Annotated in this window: 17 protein-coding genes; 8 read left to right on the forward strand and 9 right to left on the reverse strand. The window is 57.5% G+C overall.

From position 1 onward, the window contains the following. Nucleotides 1-26: 26 nt before the first annotated feature. From QEZ52_RS19900 to QEZ52_RS19910, 3 genes are all read right to left on the reverse strand, one after another. Nucleotides 27-944: a tetratricopeptide repeat protein gene (locus QEZ52_RS19900; RefSeq protein ID WP_406646484.1), complete on the reverse strand. Its 918-nt coding sequence runs from the start codon at nt 942-944 to the stop codon at nt 27-29. Nucleotides 945-1,085: 141 nt separating this feature from the next. Next, nucleotides 1,086-1,874 carry an exodeoxyribonuclease III gene (locus QEZ52_RS19905; RefSeq protein WP_406646486.1) on the reverse strand — a complete coding sequence of 263 codons (789 nt, stop codon included), beginning with the start codon at nt 1,872-1,874 and terminating at the stop codon, nt 1,086-1,088. 218 nt (nt 1,875-2,092) lie between these two features. After that, nucleotides 2,093-2,779: a response regulator transcription factor gene (locus QEZ52_RS19910; RefSeq protein ID WP_406646488.1), complete on the reverse strand. Its 687-nt coding sequence runs from the start codon at nt 2,777-2,779 to the stop codon at nt 2,093-2,095. A 174-nt stretch (nt 2,780-2,953) separates the two neighbouring features. On the opposite strand from QEZ52_RS19910, the gene ribA reads away from it, so the two are divergent. Beyond that, a complete protein-coding gene (gene ribA, locus QEZ52_RS19915) occupies nt 2,954-4,042 on the forward strand; it encodes a GTP cyclohydrolase II (protein WP_406646490.1) in 1,089 nt (362 codons plus the stop codon). Then, nucleotides 4,039-4,542, forward strand: a complete 504-nt coding sequence (locus QEZ52_RS19920) for a L,D-transpeptidase (RefSeq protein WP_406646492.1) — start codon at nt 4,039-4,041, stop codon at nt 4,540-4,542. Before ribA ends, QEZ52_RS19920 begins: the two co-directional genes overlap by 4 nt. Nucleotides 4,543-4,603: 61 nt before the next feature. Here QEZ52_RS19920 and QEZ52_RS19925 read toward each other — a convergent pair whose 3' ends face one another. Together QEZ52_RS19925 and QEZ52_RS19930 are read right to left on the reverse strand one after the other, a co-directional pair. Then, entirely contained in the window at nt 4,604-5,254 is a 651-nt protein-coding gene (locus tag QEZ52_RS19925; RefSeq protein ID WP_406646494.1) for a YggS family pyridoxal phosphate-dependent enzyme, read from the reverse strand. A gap of 103 nt (nt 5,255-5,357) precedes the next feature. After that, nucleotides 5,358-6,374 carry a porin gene (locus QEZ52_RS19930; protein WP_406646497.1) on the reverse strand — a complete coding sequence of 339 codons (1,017 nt, stop codon included), beginning with the start codon at nt 6,372-6,374 and terminating at the stop codon, nt 5,358-5,360. Nucleotides 6,375-6,684: 310 nt separating this feature from the next. Here QEZ52_RS19930 and QEZ52_RS19935 point away from each other — a divergent pair, with 310 nt between their 5' ends. The 5 genes from QEZ52_RS19935 (at nt 6,685) to QEZ52_RS19955 (ending at nt 12,088) form a co-directional block, all read left to right on the forward strand. Continuing rightward, on the forward strand, nt 6,685-7,203 hold the full coding sequence (locus tag QEZ52_RS19935) for a DUF3576 domain-containing protein (RefSeq protein WP_406646499.1): 519 nt from the start codon (nt 6,685-6,687) through the stop codon (nt 7,201-7,203). Between the two features lie 76 nt (nt 7,204-7,279). Then, nucleotides 7,280-9,817, forward strand: coding sequence for a leucine--tRNA ligase (gene leuS, locus QEZ52_RS19940; RefSeq protein ID WP_406646501.1), 2,538 nt, complete (start codon nt 7,280-7,282; stop codon nt 9,815-9,817). An 81-nt stretch (nt 9,818-9,898) separates the two neighbouring features. Next, complete coding sequence (gene lptE / locus QEZ52_RS19945) at nt 9,899-10,393, forward strand: LPS assembly lipoprotein LptE (RefSeq protein WP_406646504.1); 495 nt, start codon at nt 9,899-9,901, stop codon at nt 10,391-10,393. Continuing rightward, a complete protein-coding gene (holA, locus tag QEZ52_RS19950; protein WP_406646506.1) occupies nt 10,390-11,418 on the forward strand; it encodes a DNA polymerase III subunit delta in 1,029 nt (342 codons plus the stop codon). The genes lptE and holA overlap by 4 nt, the downstream gene beginning before the upstream one ends. Before the next feature lie 79 nt (nt 11,419-11,497). Further along, nucleotides 11,498-12,088 (forward strand): glutathione S-transferase family protein, encoded by a 591-nt coding sequence (locus QEZ52_RS19955; RefSeq protein ID WP_406646508.1) that lies wholly within the window; start codon nt 11,498-11,500, stop codon nt 12,086-12,088. A gap of 19 nt (nt 12,089-12,107) precedes the next feature. Here QEZ52_RS19955 and QEZ52_RS19960 read toward each other — a convergent pair whose 3' ends face one another. Further along, entirely contained in the window at nt 12,108-13,295 is a 1,188-nt protein-coding gene (locus QEZ52_RS19960) for a TIGR03862 family flavoprotein (protein WP_406646510.1), read from the reverse strand. Nucleotides 13,296-13,343: 48 nt separating this feature from the next. Between QEZ52_RS19960 and QEZ52_RS19965 the strand changes: the two genes are divergently transcribed. Beyond that, nucleotides 13,344-13,691: an HNH endonuclease gene (locus tag QEZ52_RS19965; RefSeq protein WP_406646512.1), complete on the forward strand. Its 348-nt coding sequence runs from the start codon at nt 13,344-13,346 to the stop codon at nt 13,689-13,691. Here the strand turns inward: QEZ52_RS19965 and QEZ52_RS19970 are convergent. From QEZ52_RS19970 to QEZ52_RS19980, 3 genes are read right to left on the reverse strand one after another with little or no spacing between them, the layout of a single operon-like run. After that, nucleotides 13,648-14,337 (reverse strand): VOC family protein, encoded by a 690-nt coding sequence (locus tag QEZ52_RS19970; protein WP_406646514.1) that lies wholly within the window; start codon nt 14,335-14,337, stop codon nt 13,648-13,650. The two genes, QEZ52_RS19965 and QEZ52_RS19970, sit on opposite strands and share 44 nt — an antisense overlap. Continuing rightward, nucleotides 14,334-14,942 carry an enoyl-CoA hydratase/isomerase family protein gene (locus QEZ52_RS19975; protein WP_406646516.1) on the reverse strand — a complete coding sequence of 203 codons (609 nt, stop codon included), beginning with the start codon at nt 14,940-14,942 and terminating at the stop codon, nt 14,334-14,336. Before QEZ52_RS19975 ends, QEZ52_RS19970 begins: the two co-directional genes overlap by 4 nt. Further along, entirely contained in the window at nt 14,939-15,685 is a 747-nt protein-coding gene (locus QEZ52_RS19980; RefSeq protein ID WP_406646519.1) for an SDR family oxidoreductase, read from the reverse strand. The genes QEZ52_RS19975 and QEZ52_RS19980 overlap by 4 nt, the downstream gene beginning before the upstream one ends. Between the last annotated feature and the right edge of the window lie 45 nt (nt 15,686-15,730).

Raw genomic sequence — 15,730 nt, forward strand, 5'->3', positions numbered from 1 at the left:
GAGATGATTGTAGCTCTGAGAAACGTTTAAGCAAATATCAAAGAACTGAGCTTGCGTCGGCCGTTCAAAACCACCGGGTCATTTGGCTTGAGCGCGTCGAAAATGGTGAACAATTGCGCCTTGGCCGCGCCGTCGTTCCATTCACGATCCCGACGAAACAATTCCAACAATTCAGTGACGGCCTCTTCGGTTTCACCAGCGGCAAACAGCGCTTGCGCCAAATCAAACCGGGCCTGATGATCATCAGGATTGGCATCGACTGCGCTGCGCAATTCGGCCACGGGACCCGCATTTTCAGCCTGACGTGCCAATTCGATCTGGGCTCTGACCGCTTCGATTTCAGGCGCGTCGGAAATTTCTGCAGGAGCACCGTTCAAAATGGCTTCGGCCTGATCCAGATCTTCGAGCGCAACATGAGCCCGTGCCAGACCGCCAAAGGCGGCGGCATTGTTCGCATCCTCGCCCAGAATGGCAGCAAAAGTCTGCGCCGCATCTGCCACAGCCCCTTCGGTCAGCATCTGCTCGGCGGCTTCCAATGCGTCACCCAGACCACCATCAGCTTCGCCGCCCCCCTGTTCGACGACGCGGGCAACAAAAGCGTCAATCTCGCTGGGCGCGACAGCGCCCTGAAAGCCATCAATCGGCTGCCCCTGATAGAATGCGTAGACCGTCGGAATGGACTGAACCCGCATCTGTCCGGCAATGCCCTGATTTTCATCGACGTTGACCTTGGCCATGGTGACCGCGCCCTTGGCCTTGGTCACGGCAGCCTCCAGTGCGGGGCCCAATGTCTTGCAAGGGCCACACCAGGGGGCCCAGAAATCGACGATCACTGGCGCATTCATCGACGCTTCGACCACATCCTGCATGAAGGTGGCTTCACTTACATCCTTGATCAGGTCATCGGCCGGGGCCGCGCCCGCACCGCTCAGAATATCCATCATAGCCATTTTCTCCGCTTGGGATTTGGCCCCTATATGAAAGCTATCAACCGGAAAACCAAGGGGGCATTGCGAATTAGAGGCCGGGAAATCCCGCCTACCTGACCCAGGCTTCCAGTTCGGACACCGGCCATGCGCACACGTCTAGAGATCAAAGGTGGCAAAAACCGGCGCATGGTCGCTGGGTTTTTCCCACCCCCGCGCCGCGCGCAAGACACGACTGGAATGCCCCGCGTTGGAAATGTCGCTCGTGGCCCAGACGTGGTCCAATCGACGCCCCTTGTCGGCGGCATCCCAATCCTTGGCCCGATAGGACCACCAGCTGTACAACTCACCTTCGGGAATATCCTGACGGGTGACGTCGACCCAACCGCCAGCGTCCTGAGTTTCAGCCAGATGCTCGACTTCGATCGGAGTGTGCGACACGACTTTGAGCAGCTTTTTGTGGGACCACACGTCATCCTCGCGAGGAGCAATGTTCAGATCCCCCACCAGAATGGATTTTTCCGGTTTTTCCGAACGGAACCAATCGCGCATTTCAGTGAGATAATCGAGCTTTTGACCAAATTTTTCATTCACTTCGCGTTCCGGCACATCACCGCCTGCCGGAACATAGAAATTGTGGATTGTTGTTCCGTTTTCCAATTGCGCAGCAACATGACGTGCATGGCCCAGGCTGGCAAAGTCCTTGTCTCCGACATCCCGGATCGGCAGCTTGGACAGGATCGCCACGCCATTATAACCTTTCTGCCCCCGCACGACCATGTGAGTATACCCCAGATCCGCGAACCCTTGGGTTGGCACCTTGTCTGCGGGGCTTTTGATTTCTTGCAGACACAAGACATCGGGTGCCTCTTCTTGCAGCAATTTCAGGACGATAGGTTCGCGCAGACGAACCGAATTGATATTCCAGGTTGCCAGGGAAAAGGACATGATAACGCTCGCGCAGGGATGAATGACTGGCGCAGGTTATCGGGGGGAGACAGCAGATACCAGAACCGTTTTCCGGCAGCCCCAGGAAAAAAAGACCGGGCACCAGGCCCGGCCAAGTCCAACAGGGAGGTGCATATCATAACCCGGATATGCGCGGGATAGGGTCAGATTAAAGATGCCACTCAGGAACCTCTTTGATCTGTATCAACAGATTTACATCACGCGACCAGACGATACCCGCCTGATTCCGTCACCAAAAGGCGCGCATTCGACGGATCTGGTTCTATCTTCTGGCGCAGGCGATAAATATGGGTTTCTAACGTATGTGTCGTTACCCCGGCATTATACCCCCAAACCTCGTGCAGCAGAACGTCACGGGCAACCACCCCATCGTTCGACCGATAGAGAAATTTGAGAATATTTGTCTCTTTCTCGGTCAACCGAATCTTGCGGTCATCTTCGGTGATCAACAGTTTCATTGCCGGTTTGAACGTATAGGGACCCAGGGCAAATACCGCGTCTTCGGATTGTTCGTGCTGGCGCAACTGCGCACGGATACGGGCCAACAAAACCGGAAACTTGAATGGTTTTGAAACGTAATCATTGGCACCAGCATCCAGACCCAAAATGGTGTCAGCATCGGTGTCGTGTCCCGTAAGCATCAGAATCGGAGACTTCACACCCTGCTTGCGCATCAGGCGGCACAACTCCCGCCCATCGGTATCGGGCAGCCCAACATCCAGGATGATCAGATCGTACAGGGCCTCCTTGGCCCGCTCCATCGCGCCCTGACCGTTTTCGGCTTCGAACACGTCGAACTCCTCGGTCATGACCAACTGCTCGCTCAGCGCCTCGCGCAGGTCTTCGTCATCGTCGACAAGCAGTATTTTCTTGAGTTGAGCCATTGGGGTTCCTCCTGTCCGTTGTCATTCAGATGAGCGTACTTTCATCAAACGACAAGATTTGCTGCAAGGGTCTCACGGCGACGTGTCCTGAATGCGGGAAATGTTTCACATTCCTTCGGAATTGGCTTAGCAATGCGCTGTTCTCATGCAGCAAAACCATGGAAAGACCGATTGATGACATTCCTGCCAACAACTGTCGAGATGCTGGCCCGTGCCCGAGTCGATCTGCGCATGGGAGTGCCGGTGATCCTGACCGATGGCGCGGATGCGGCGCTGGCCATGGCTGTCGAAACGCTGAGACCTGACCGCTGGAACGACTTCAAGGTTCAAGGCGCAATAACATTGGCGCTTACCTCGCGGCGCGCCGAGACACTCAAGGCGCGCGCCTATGATGGAGATGTTGCCAGAATACAGGTGCCTGCATCCGCTGATCTGGTTTGGCTTCAGGCCCTGGCGGACCCGGCCGATGATCTGAACACGCCGATGAAAGGGCCGTTTACATCTGATCGTGGCGGATCAACCAAACTGCATCGCCTGGCGATTGCACTCAGCAAGTCGGCCCGGCTGCTTCCTGCCGCTGTTCTAGTTTCCGTGGAAAGGCCGGCAGAGATGGCCCAGACATTTGGCCTGACCGTTCTGCCACACGCAGCGACCGAGCCTTTGCTGCAGGATACAAGCCCTCTGCATGCCGTCGCGGCAGCGCGTCTGCCCATGGATGCCTCCGAGGCCGGGCGTTTGCATGTGTTCCGTCCCGAAGATGGCAATGAAGAACATTACGCGATCGAAATCGGGCGCCCAGCACGGGACAAGCCTGTTTTGGCTCGGTTGCATTCTGCCTGTTTTACCGGGGATGTTCTGGGATCTCTCAAATGCGACTGTGGCCCCCAGTTGCGCGGCGCACTCGCGCAAATGGGAAGCGAAGGTGCCGGTGTTCTGCTGTATCTCAATCAGGAAGGTCGGGGGATCGGGCTCGCCAACAAGATGCGCGCCTATAGCCTGCAAGATCAGGGGTTTGATACGGTCCAGGCCAATCACCGCTTGGGATTTGAAGACGATGAACGCGACTTTAGGTTGGGGTCCTCAATATTGCGTCAGATGGGATTCGGTCAGGTACGATTGTTGACAAATAACCCCAACAAAATTGCGATGATGGAAAAAACCGGCGTCCAAGTGACCGAACGCGTTCCGCTGCAAGTTGGGGAAAACGCCTATAACCAGCACTATCTGGCCACCAAAGCGGCCAAGTCCGGGCATTTCTTGTGACGCCCCTCGACTTGGTATTGAGCCCTCGCGGGATTCGATATGCCGGACGGTATTTCCCATGTTCGATCGGAAGAAACGGTCTGACGGCCGACAAACGCGAAGGAGATGGGGCCACTCCTGTAGGGGTGCTCCGGATTACGGCCCTGTACTATCGCCCGGATCGCATTGCGAAGCCAGCCGCTTGGGCGCGCCCCATCAGCCCCCGAGATTTGTGGTCAGACGATGTGACCTGCCCCAACTACAACCACCACGTTCACGTTCCACACGCCTCGAGCCACGAGAGCCTGCGACGCTCTGACCCGCTTTACGACCTGATCCTGACAACAGATTGGAACTGGCCAAAGGCAATTCCCGGAAAAGGGTCGGCCATTTTCATTCACCAATGGCGTCGCCCTGGCTTCCCTACAGAAGGCTGCATCGCATTTTCCAGATCAGATCTGCATTGGATCGCACCCAGGATACCGCCCGGCACACGGGTTTTCATTCCAATGCTGCAATGACCACTGCGGTGCCAAGACTTTTACTAAAAGTCTTGGCAAAAGTTTTAAAAACTTTTGCCGGTCAAGATCCACGCTCACCGAATATGGCGGATCCAACACGGATATGAGTTGCACCCAATGAAATTGCCTTTTCAAAGTCGCCACTCATTCCCATGGACAACCCATCCAGACCATTCCGCGTGGCGATCTTGGCCAAAAGCGCAAAATGCAATGACGATTCCTCGTCCACAGGCGGTATGCACATCAAGCCCTTAACCGGCAAGTCCAATGCCCGACATTCGGCAACAAACCCATCTGCCTCATTAGGCAGTACCCCTGCCTTCTGTTCCTCTTCGCCTGTATTGACTTGAATGAACAAGTCAGGACAGGCACCAATTTCCTGTGCCAGACGGGCCAGTGTTTTTGCCAGCTTGGGCCGGTCAACCGAATGGATCGCATTAAACAACTGCATGGCTTGGCGTGCTTTGTTGGTCTGAAGCGGGCCAATCAAATGCAAATCCAGCCCCTGAAAGCGTGCAGAAAAATCTGGCCATTTCCCAGCGGCTTCCTGCACCTTGTTTTCGCCAAAGATACGGTGCCCTTGCTCCAAAACTTGTGCAACCCGCTCATTGGGTTGGACTTTTGAGACAGCAATCAACGTGACAGCACCAACAGGGCGTCCAGAATCCTGTTCAGCCGATGCAACGCGGGATTTGATTTCTTCCAGTGACATCCAGTTCCTCATATCTTTTGGCGAAACAACACGGTTTTTCGACAAAAGAAAAGGGCGAGCTCATATGAGCCCGCCCCAAAATTCACGCTATGCGTTCTTCAACTTAGAAGCTGAAGTACACACCCGCCTGAACGGTGGTGTTGTCCCACGAAGATTCGCGGATACCGGCTTCGAAGGAAGCGCCGCCCCCGAGATCGTACGAGTAGTGGATACCGTAACCGGTACCTTCGCGGTTGTTCGAACCGGCGATTGCGTCACGGTTGTCGTTACGACCAGCAACAACGTCAGCAGCCGAAACTGCGTCTTCGTCGGTCACGTAAACCAGGATGTTCGAAGCAGAACCGATGTCCATGTTGCCGTACAGGCCCCACTTGTCGATGCCGTCGTTGTCTGCGTAGGCCAGACGAACGCCGAACTGACCCAAGTCACCCGAGATGCTGACGAAGGTTTTGTCTTCGAATGCCAGGTCGGAGTCCTGAACAGCGATAGCACCGGTCCAGTCGCCAAAGGTGTATGCCATGTTGGCGGCAACACGCGATGCGCTTGTGGGCAGACCGTTGTCTTCGGAGTACGAGATGTGGCCGCTGAATGCGCCAGCTGCGTACAGAACTTCAACACCGTTGGCGCCAACGCCAGCCGAGCTGTATGCGTCCCAGTTGAACGATTCGCCGTTCACGTTGGTAACGATCGATTCAAAGCCGGCACCGTCGATACCAACACCTGCGGTGCGGGTTTCGAGATACAGACCGGTTGCGTTTTCAACCGCACCGATGATGTTGCCAACCTGCAGGGTGAAACCTTCGTAGGTTGCGAAGAAGCGAGCACCGTTGAATGCTGCGCCGCCGGGAGCGTTGTCACGGCTTTCAGCCTGTGCACGGAAACGAGCACCCAGGGTCACACCGCTGTCGGTTTCGGTCGACATGTCGAACTGCAGACGCAGACGGCTGGTGATGTTGGTTTCCGAACGGCCGTTCAGAGCGCCGGAAGCAATGTTACCAACACGGTCGTTGTTTTCGTTGTAGTCCAGACCAAAACGGCCGTAACCAGAAATGCGGACATCTGCGGCGGCCATACCCGCGGTGGCGATCAGCGCGGTAGTCGCGAAGAGAATCTTTTTCATTTCGTTTCCCTCGGTTTTCTATTCATACGCCCAAACCGGGGAATCCGGTGTGGGTATGGAAAGGGGTTTCGCTCTTTCGCCCCCTTCTTGGCAAGACTTGCGGATGATCCAAGCGCAAAGGACCGACAGATGGTGCAGCTTTGCCACAGTCTTTTGACCTGCCATCCGAATTCCGGTCTCTGGCTGGCATTCCATCCCGGAAGCAACCGGGAAACGAGGTGCCTACATACTCTTTAGAATACACTATCCTCTTGCCCGACCACGCCTGCTTGGATAGGACTTTCACAACAGAAAGGTACCGGTATTCCTGATGAAACTGCAAAAGACCCTGAATATAGCATTGGTTGGCGTTCTTTGTTTGGCCGTAGTTGGCTGCGGGCCTCGCGGCGGGAGAAATGCCAGTCCACAGGCATCAACGGCTTCGGCAACGACATCAGGTGAACCGCTGATTGCGAACAATCGGGAATCGGCACCGACGAATTATGAAGCCTCTTCGATCTGGGATGTCTTTGGTCCCAACAAGTCTGACCAATCCACCCAGGTCAATCGGTACCTGTGGTCCGCATCCCTGGATGTCCTGAGCTTTCTGCCCGTTCAATCCGTCGATCCGTTTACAGGTGTTATCGTGACCGGGTACGGCGTGCCGCCGGGTGGCGGTCGTTCTTATCGCGCAACGGTGCACGTAAAAGACCCCGCACTCGAAGCCCGGTCGCTGAATGTGTCGCTACACACCAAGGGCGGTCCGGCAAGCGCCGCGACCACGCGTGCTGTCGAAGACGCAATCCTATCACGCGCCCGGCAATTGCGGATTGCTGACCGCAACCTCTAGAATCCGCTCGCAAGACCGATTATCACATCGCCGGGCAATCTTGCCCGGCGTTTTCATTGACAAGGACCCGTGTACGATGTCGCGTTACTCTGCCGCAGAAATTGAAGCAAAATGGCAAGAGGCCTGGGACAAGGCCGGGATCTTCCAGGCCACCCGAACAGGTGACAAGCCAAAGTACTATGTGCTGGAGATGTTTCCGTATCCTTCGGGGCGTATCCACATGGGCCATGTGCGCAACTACACCATGGGTGATGTGATCGCCCGGCACAAATTGGCAACCGGGCACAACGTGCTGCATCCAATGGGATGGGATGCCTTTGGAATGCCTGCGGAAAACGCTGCAATGGCAATCGGTGGCCACCCCAAGGAATGGACCTACGGCAACATCGCCGACATGCGCGACCAGATGAAACCGCTGGGCCTTTCGATCGACTGGAGCCGTGAATTCGCCACATGTGATCCGGAATACTATGGTCAGCAACAGGCCCTGTTCCTGGACATGCTCCAAGCCGGGCTGGTGTATCGTAAGAATGCTGTTGTGAACTGGGATCCGGTTGATATGACGGTTCTGGCCAACGAACAGGTCGAAAACGGCCGCGGCTGGCGGTCGGGTGCGCTGGTCGAACGGCGCGAGCTGACGCAGTGGTTTTTCAAGATCTCGGATTTTTCCGAAGAATTGCTATCGGCCCTGGACGGGCTGGACAACTGGCCGGCCAAAGTACGGCTGATGCAAGAGAACTGGATCGGCAAGTCACGTGGTCTGCAGTTCAGCTTTGAGCGCACAGATGATGGCGACCCGATCACCGTCTACACCACCCGGCCCGACACATTGAATGGCGCGTCCTTTGTTGGCATTTCGCCTGACCACCCGATTTCCAAGGAGCTGGAACAGGATAATCCTGAACTGGCTGCATTTCTTGCAGAATGCCGCAAGGGCGGCACCACCGAAGAAGCAATCGAAACCGCCGAGAAGCTGGGCTATGACACCGGCATCCGTGTCAAACACCCGCTGAACCCGGAGTGGGAACTGCCAGTCTGGATCGCGAACTTCATCCTGATGGATTATGGGACCGGTGCGATTTTTGCCTGCCCCGCGCACGACCAGCGCGACCTGGATTTCTGCCGCAAGTATGATCTGCCGGTGATCGACACATTCTTTGCGCTGGACGATAACACGCCGGTTGCCAAGGACGCGTTCGTCCCCGCCAAATCTGAAAAAGTCCGCTGGGTCGATCACTTTGCCGGATTGGACGAGGCCACCGGCGAAGAGGCCATCAACACCACCGTCGATTTTGCCGAACAGCAAGGCTGGGGCGAGGGAGTCACCAAATATCGCCTGCGCGATTGGGGCCTGTCCCGTCAACGCTATTGGGGTTGCCCAATTCCCGTCGTGCACTGTGACGATTGCGGAGTGGTGCCAGAGAAAAAGGAAAACCTGCCGGTTCGCCTGCCCGATGACGTAACGTTCGACAAACCCGGCAACCCGCTGGACCGTCACCCAACCTGGCGCGACTGTGTCTGCCCATCCTGTGGCAAGCCCGCCCAGCGCGAAACCGACACGATGGACACATTTGTTGATTCATCGTGGTATTTCGCCCGCTTCACAGCCCCGCGTGCCGAAACACCGACCGATCTGGCCGAGGCCGAATACTGGATGAATGTCGATCAATACATCGGCGGCATCGAACACGCGATTCTGCACCTGCTCTATTCTCGCTTCTTTGCACGCGCCATGCAGATCACCGGTCACCTGCCTGAAAAAGCCATCGAACCATTCGATGCGCTGTTCACCCAAGGGATGGTCACGCATGAAATCTATCAGACCCCCGGCCCGAATGGCCGCCCGGTTTACCACCTGCCCGAGGATGTGACCGACGGCAAACTGGCAGACGGAACCGAGGTGGAAATCATCCCCTCCGCCAAAATGTCAAAGTCCAAAAAGAACGTGGTCGACCCGGTGTCTATCATCTCGGCCTTTGGTGCGGATACCGCCCGCTGGTTCGTGCTGTCCGATTCGCCGCCCGAGCGGGATGTGGAATGGACCGCTTCGGGGGCAGAGGCCACCCACAAGCATCTCAGCCGCGTCTGGAAACTGTGCGACAAGATCGCCGCAATGGACCCGACTTCAAAGGGGCAAGGCGACGATGACCTGCTGCGCGAAACCCACAAAGCGATTCACGATGTGACTGTGGGGCTCGAATCCTTTGGGTTCAATGCCTCTATCGCGCGGCTCTATGCCTTTACCAACACCCTGGCCAAATCCAAGGCTGGTCACGCCGCGCAGCGGCAGGCCATCATGACCCTGGCCCAGCTGATGTCGCCAATGACTCCGCATTTGTCCGAAGACATCTGGGCCCATCAGGGCGGCGAAGGTCTGATCGCGACAGCGCCCTGGCCGGTTGCGGACGACGCGATGTTGATCGATGACACAGTCACCCTGCCAATCCAGATCAACGGCAAGCGCCGCGCGGAAATCAACGTTCCCGCAGACATGGACAAGGCAGAGGTTGAAAAAATCGCGCTTGCGCACGAAGCTGTGCAGAAGGTGTTGAATGGCGGCACCCCCAAAAAGGTAATCGTCGTTCCGGGCCGCATCGTGAACGTGGTCGCCTGATCTGAAACAGCGCCCGCCTGCCAATTGGCGGGCGCTGATCATCGCCGCCATTGCGGCGCAAAGCGTGTAAAGGGAACGATCATGAACATGGCACGCTTGAACATGACCGGCGTTCTTGCGGCATTGATGCTGTTGACCGCCGCCTGTGGCTTTACCCCGGTGCACGCCCCCGGCGGCGCGGGGCAGGCACTGTATGACAATGTTCTGGTGCAGGCCCCGAACACCAAGGACAGCTATTTCCTTGTGCGCCATCTGGAGGAGCGGATCGGCCGGGGGTCAGGTGGTGAATACCGTCTGGACCTGACATTGGAAACCGAAGAAGAAGGCCAGGCCCTGACTCTGAGCAACGTTATCACACGCTATTCGATTGTCGGGGTAGCAACGTATGCTCTGGTCCGGGTTGCCGATGATGTTGTCGTGACCAAAGGCACTGTTGAAAACTTCACCGGCTACTCTGCCACCGGGTCGACCGTTGATACATTCGCGGGCGAACGAGATGCGCGGGAACGGCTGATGGTGATTCTGGCAGACCAGATCAGCTCCCGGCTTTACGCCACTCAGGGACTTGGCGCGTGAAGCTCTCGCCGCGCGAGGCGGACGGCTACTTTGCCCGCCCCGACCCGGACAAGACCGGTCTGCTGATCTATGGCGGTGACACAATGCGTGTTGCCTTGAAACGTCAACAGGTTCTGGCCGCTCTTCTGGGGGCCAATGCCGACGAAGAAATGCGCCTGACGCGGATGCCGGCAAACGACCTGCGTTCGGATCCCGCGCAGTTGATTGACGCGATCAAGGCCGTGGGCTTTTTCCCCGGTCCCCGTGCCGTGTTTGTCGAAGACGCGACCGAAACCGCAGCCAAGTCGATATTGGCTGCGCTGGAAGACTGGGCTCAGGGCGACGCACAGATCATCGTGACCGCCGGGCAATTAAAGGCCACATCGAAACTGCGCAAGGCGTTTGAAGGGCATCGCAATGCCTTTGCCGTCGGAATCTATGACGACCCGCCGTCGCGGTCCGAAATTGAACGGATCCTGGGCGAGGCCGGGATCCGCAATGTCCCCAATGATGCCATGTCGATGTTGACCGATATTGCGAATGACATCGGCCCCGGCGATTTCACCCGAATGATCGAAAAGCTGGCACTGTACAAATTTCAGGACGACAACCCGCTGACGCTGGATGACATCGACGCTGTAGCCCCCCAATCTACCGAAGCTGCCCTGGATGATGTTCTGAACGTGGTGGCCGAGGCCCGCAGCGGCGAAATCGGCCCACTGATCCGGCGGCTGCAATCCCAAGGAACAGCTGCCGTGACCCTGTGTATCGGGGCCACCCGGCATTTCCGCACGCTTTACACCTGTGCATCGGATCCAGGGGGGCCAGCCCAGGGTATCGGCAGAATGCGTCCGCCGCTGTATGGAAAACGCCGCGACCGGGTGTTGCGCCAGGCCCAGGCCTGGGGTCCGCACAAATTGGAAACGGCATTGACCATCCTGACCGATACCGACCTGCAATTGCGGTCAGCGGGGCAAACGGCCCCGGCTATGGCCTTGATCGAACGGGCATTGATTCGGCTGGCCATGCTGGCCCGCTCGCGCTGAATTCATTTCCTTCCGTCCCGTTCATCTTGACGCCCTGCGCCTGGCAGGCAAGCTGACCCAAACAGACAGGAGACCACAGATGTATACCGTATATGGCAAACCCACGACCCGCACGTTCCGGGTCTTGTGGGCGCTCGAGGAAATGGGTGAACCCTATGACTTGGTTCAAATGGCCCCTCAGAGCCCGGAAATCACCGCCCTGAACCCTTCGGGCAAGGTCCCCGCTTTCAAAGATGGCGAAACGGTCATCACCGATTCCACTGCGATCATCACCTATCTGGCAGACAAACACGGCAAGCTGACCCATCCGGCCGGCACCCTTGAACGTGCCAAACAGGATGCGCTGACCCATATGGTTCTGGACGAAATCGACGCCGTATTGTGGACCGCCGCCCGGCACAGCTTTGTCCTGCCACAGGAGAAGCGCTGTCCCGAAGTGAAATCCAGTCTGAAATGGGAGTTCGAAACCAATCTTGCACGCCTGTCCGCGCAGTTCGACGGCCCATTCCTGCAAGGCGACACGATGACCATCGCAGATATCATCCTGACCCATTGTCTGAACTGGGCCTTTAGCGCCAAATTCCCGGTTGGCGACGAAAAAATCCAAGCCTATGCCAAGCAGATGCGCAGCCGTGACGCATTCCGCAATGTTGCAGCGTTGATGAAATAATAGTTGGCGGTAGGGGCGATTATCGCGAAATCCACTCTGCCGCCGCCCGCCCGGACCAGCGCCCGGTCGCGAAACATGCGGTCAGCAAATAGCCCCCGGTCGGGGCTTCCCAATCCAACATCTCCCCCGCGCAAAACACTCCTGGGAGTTCTCGCAGCATCAACCCATCATCTAGAGCTGCCTGTTTGACGCCGCCCGCAGTTGAAATCGCTTCATCCATCGGACGCAGTCCCTGATGGCAAATCGACAGGGATTTGACGGTTGCAACCCATTGGGATCGGGGTAAGTCCGCGCCTTTGGTCATTTCAAAGAACAGCGCAACTTTGGCAGGCGGCAACCGCAGTCCATTCCTGAGCCAATGCGCCAGCCGCAACTTGGCCGGTTTTTTCGACAATCGGCTCTCCAGCACTTCGACGCTGAGGTCTGGCAACAAGTCGACCATCAGGTCCGCACCCTGACGCAAGGTCGGGGTCAACGAATACAGCCCCCCACCCTCTAATCCATGTCGCGATAGCGTGACTTCGCCCCGCGATGTCAGATCACCCGCTGTCCAACGCATGGATTTCAGCGCCCCACCGAAATGGGGTGTCATATGGGGGCTCCAATTCACACAAAGCGCGGCATTTGCAGGCGCAAAAGGCGCGAGACCAACTCCGCGATCGGCGAGGATCTGTGCCCAGCTTCCATCCGAACCCAACCGGGACCAGCTCGCTCCGCCCAAGGCCAGAACCGTTGCAGTGGCGCTGACCTGTTGTGCTCCGTCAGGTGTGTCAAAACACAGCGCGTCGCCATCCCATCCGGTCCACTGCCAGCGGGTGCGCACATCGACGTTGAGGTTGGTCAATTGTGCCATCCAAGCCCGCACCAAAGGCGAGGCTTTCATCACCTTGGGGAACACCCGCCCTGTCGAGCCGACAAAAGTATCTTGCCCCAGTGCCTGGGCCCAATCCTGTATCGCCTGGGCATCAAACGCAGAGATCACCGGCGACAACCAGCTGGACGCTTCGCGATAAGCGGTCAGAAATTGGCTCAGCGGCTCGTCTTTGGTCAGGTTCAATCCCGACTTCCCGGCCATCAGCAGCTTGCGCGCGACTGACGGCTTGGCTTCGGCGACCAACACCCGATGCCCCGCAGCCGCAATTTCTCCTGCGGCCATCAATCCTGCGGGTCCGGCCCCGATAACCACAGCGTCAAAATGCGCCTGCATGACCTGTCCCCTTGCCCAAATGTCAGAATGCCGCATCATGTGCTGGCCATGACAGAATCCGACCCGATATGCCCGCTATGCCACCGACCAATCCCGCCCGGCGTTTCGCAAAGTGTGCACCATCTGATCCAAAAACTGAAAGGAGGCAAGGGGGGACAAACTGTGTTGTTGCATGATATATGCCACCGCGAGATCCACGCCACGGTCACAGAAACCGAACTGGCACGGCAGTATGCAACGGTTACTGCTCTGCAGGCGCACCCCCGAATGGCCAAATTCATCGCATGGGTTCACAAACGCCCTCCCGACTTCCAATCGCGGGTTCCGGGAAAGCGGCGCGAACGCACCTCCTTCACCCGGCAATCTCCAACCCTTCAAATGCCGACGTCGGTGTAAAGTTGACGCCGGCCACATGCTGGAATTCCAACAAGGTGTAAGGCCGTTTCCACAACCATTCGCGGTTCGCAACCGCCGTCACGTCGGGCACAGGTGGCGTTTCATGGGCATAGGCCAAGAAATGCAGATCAAAGCCATGGTCAGCAACATTTTGAACCGACAGCACTTGCATGTCGGAATATGCGTCACGTTCGGCGGCCATATCGCCGGTGCGCAGGGTGATCTGGCCGATGCGAGCTTGCCCGCCCAACGGCAGCGACGCATTCCCGGCGTCCGGGGGGCGGTTTCCATCAAAATCCCATTGCAGCAGCTCGATCACGAATCCTGCGGGATCGCTCAGATGCGCCATGTAGCCGATATCGAGAAACTGCCGAGGCTGTGACACCTGAACGCCTGCGGCCCGCAACTGTGCATGTGCCATCGCCAGATTCGGTAGGGTAACACCGATTTTCCAGTACCTCTGATCTTGGCTGTGCGAATAGGATGACCCGCCGGGCAAGAAAATCAGATCGGCATCTGCGCCCGGATACCCCAGCCGCCATCCTTGCGTGTCCGCTGTCGCAGTCATTCCCATAACGTCTGTATAAAAGGCAATCAACGGACCCATGTCCGCGACCCTCAGGCGCACACCTGACAACCGTTTCACTGACACATGTCCATGATTCCGCGGGCTATCTCGGGCTTGGCCGCCACACTGTCGGCCACCAGATCGTGGGCGGTTTGCATCAGATCTTCGGGCGGAACGATCCGGTCGATCAGGCCAAAGTCATAGGCCTGCTGTGCGGTGATCTTTTGCCCGCTCATCAGGATCAGCTTGGTCCGGGCCGGGCCGATCAGCGCCGCCATGCGTTTGGGGTCCGAAGGTTGCGGCAGGAACCCCAGTTTCATCACCGGATAAAACACTTTGGCGTTGGGCACCGCGATACGCAGATCACAGGCCAACACCATTCCGTTAGCCCCACCTGCCAATGTCCCGTTCAGCGCCGCAATCTTGAGACAGGGCAACGCGGCGATAGCCGAAGACAAACGTTCCCATACCCCGGATAGTGCCAGACCATTGCGCGCCTCTTCCAGATCGGCACCGGCGCTGAACACTTTTCCCGTACCGGTCAGAATCAGCGCCCGCGCATCACCGGCGCTTTCGGCGATGTCCGCCAAATCGCGCAGCATCTCTTCGGTCAGGGAATTGGCCTTGTCAGGACGGTTGATGGTGACGGTCCACAGCCCGTCCACCTTGGTCAATTCGATCATATCAGCCCAACCTGTTTTCGAATGCCTTCATCCCGCAAGGAAATTTCCTGCCCCAAATAGGAATCAGCGTCAGAGCCGCACATCCACAGCAATGCACGCGCAGGCCAATCGGCAGGAATGTGATCTTCCCAGGCCAATTGGCTGATTGGGTTGATGCCACTGGCTTTGATCTCTTTCTGCATCTGTGTCGCGACAGTGCCCGGTGACAGTCCGATAGCACGAATGCCGTTGGCGCGCTCTTCCTTGTCCAGGCACTGTGTCAGCATCGCTGCGCCCGCCTTGGAGGCGCAATAATGGCTCCAGGCCTCGACCGGACCGTGGGCTGCGCCGGAGCTGATGGTCAGAACAGATCCGCCACGCGCCCGCATCAACGGCACTGCGGCACGCATCCCATAGAAGACGCCTTTGAGGTTGATATCGATCACCTGCCCCCAGTCATCGGGATCTGCAGCAGCCAGATGGGAAATCGGTTCGATCGCACCAGCGTTGTTGATCAACACATCAATGCCGCCAAACCGATCCACACAGGCCTGAACTGCTGCGGCCACTGCCGTATAGTCACTAATGTCACAGGACAGCGCCATCGCGGCGTCGCCAATTTCAGCGGCCAGCGCATCAATCTGGTCCGCGCTGCGGGCCAACAAGGCGACATTGGCACCTGCATCGGCGAAAACCCGCCCGGCTTCGGCCCCAATTCCACGGCTGGCGCCGGTGATCAGGACAGTTTTCCCACCCATGTTCATCACATCTATCTCCCCTTGCGGTTTCACCGACCGTGGTAAAGCGCA

The organism is Aliisedimentitalea scapharcae (assembly GCF_045277565.1).
Classification (GTDB): Bacteria; Pseudomonadota; Alphaproteobacteria; order Rhodobacterales; family Rhodobacteraceae; genus Aliisedimentitalea; species Aliisedimentitalea scapharcae.

Bases quoted from the DNA above. Each gene is read 5' to 3' on its own strand.
- leuS (WP_406646501.1), top strand. From the start codon at position 7,280: ATGTCGCGTTACTCTGCCGCAGAAATTGAAGCAAAATGGCAAGAGGCC.
- QEZ52_RS19910 (WP_406646488.1), bottom strand. From the start codon at position 2,779: ATGGCTCAACTCAAGAAAATACTGCTTGTCGACGATGACGAAGACCTG.
- QEZ52_RS19935 (WP_406646499.1), top strand. From the start codon at position 6,685: ATGAAACTGCAAAAGACCCTGAATATAGCATTGGTTGGCGTTCTTTGT.
- QEZ52_RS19930 (WP_406646497.1), bottom strand. From the start codon at position 6,374: ATGAAAAAGATTCTCTTCGCGACTACCGCGCTGATCGCCACCGCGGGT.
- QEZ52_RS19965 (WP_406646512.1), top strand. From the start codon at position 13,344: ATGACAGAATCCGACCCGATATGCCCGCTATGCCACCGACCAATCCCG.
- lptE (WP_406646504.1), top strand. From the start codon at position 9,899: ATGAACATGGCACGCTTGAACATGACCGGCGTTCTTGCGGCATTGATG.
- ribA (WP_406646490.1), top strand. From the start codon at position 2,954: ATGACATTCCTGCCAACAACTGTCGAGATGCTGGCCCGTGCCCGAGTC.
- QEZ52_RS19960 (WP_406646510.1), bottom strand. From the start codon at position 13,295: ATGCAGGCGCATTTTGACGCTGTGGTTATCGGGGCCGGACCCGCAGGA.
- QEZ52_RS19905 (WP_406646486.1), bottom strand. From the start codon at position 1,874: ATGTCCTTTTCCCTGGCAACCTGGAATATCAATTCGGTTCGTCTGCGC.
- QEZ52_RS19955 (WP_406646508.1), top strand. From the start codon at position 11,498: ATGTATACCGTATATGGCAAACCCACGACCCGCACGTTCCGGGTCTTG.
- QEZ52_RS19975 (WP_406646516.1), bottom strand. From the start codon at position 14,942: ATGATCGAATTGACCAAGGTGGACGGGCTGTGGACCGTCACCATCAAC.
- QEZ52_RS19980 (WP_406646519.1), bottom strand. From the start codon at position 15,685: ATGAACATGGGTGGGAAAACTGTCCTGATCACCGGCGCCAGCCGTGGA.
- QEZ52_RS19900 (WP_406646484.1), bottom strand. From the start codon at position 944: ATGATGGATATTCTGAGCGGTGCGGGCGCGGCCCCGGCCGATGACCTG.
- QEZ52_RS19925 (WP_406646494.1), bottom strand. From the start codon at position 5,254: ATGTCACTGGAAGAAATCAAATCCCGCGTTGCATCGGCTGAACAGGAT.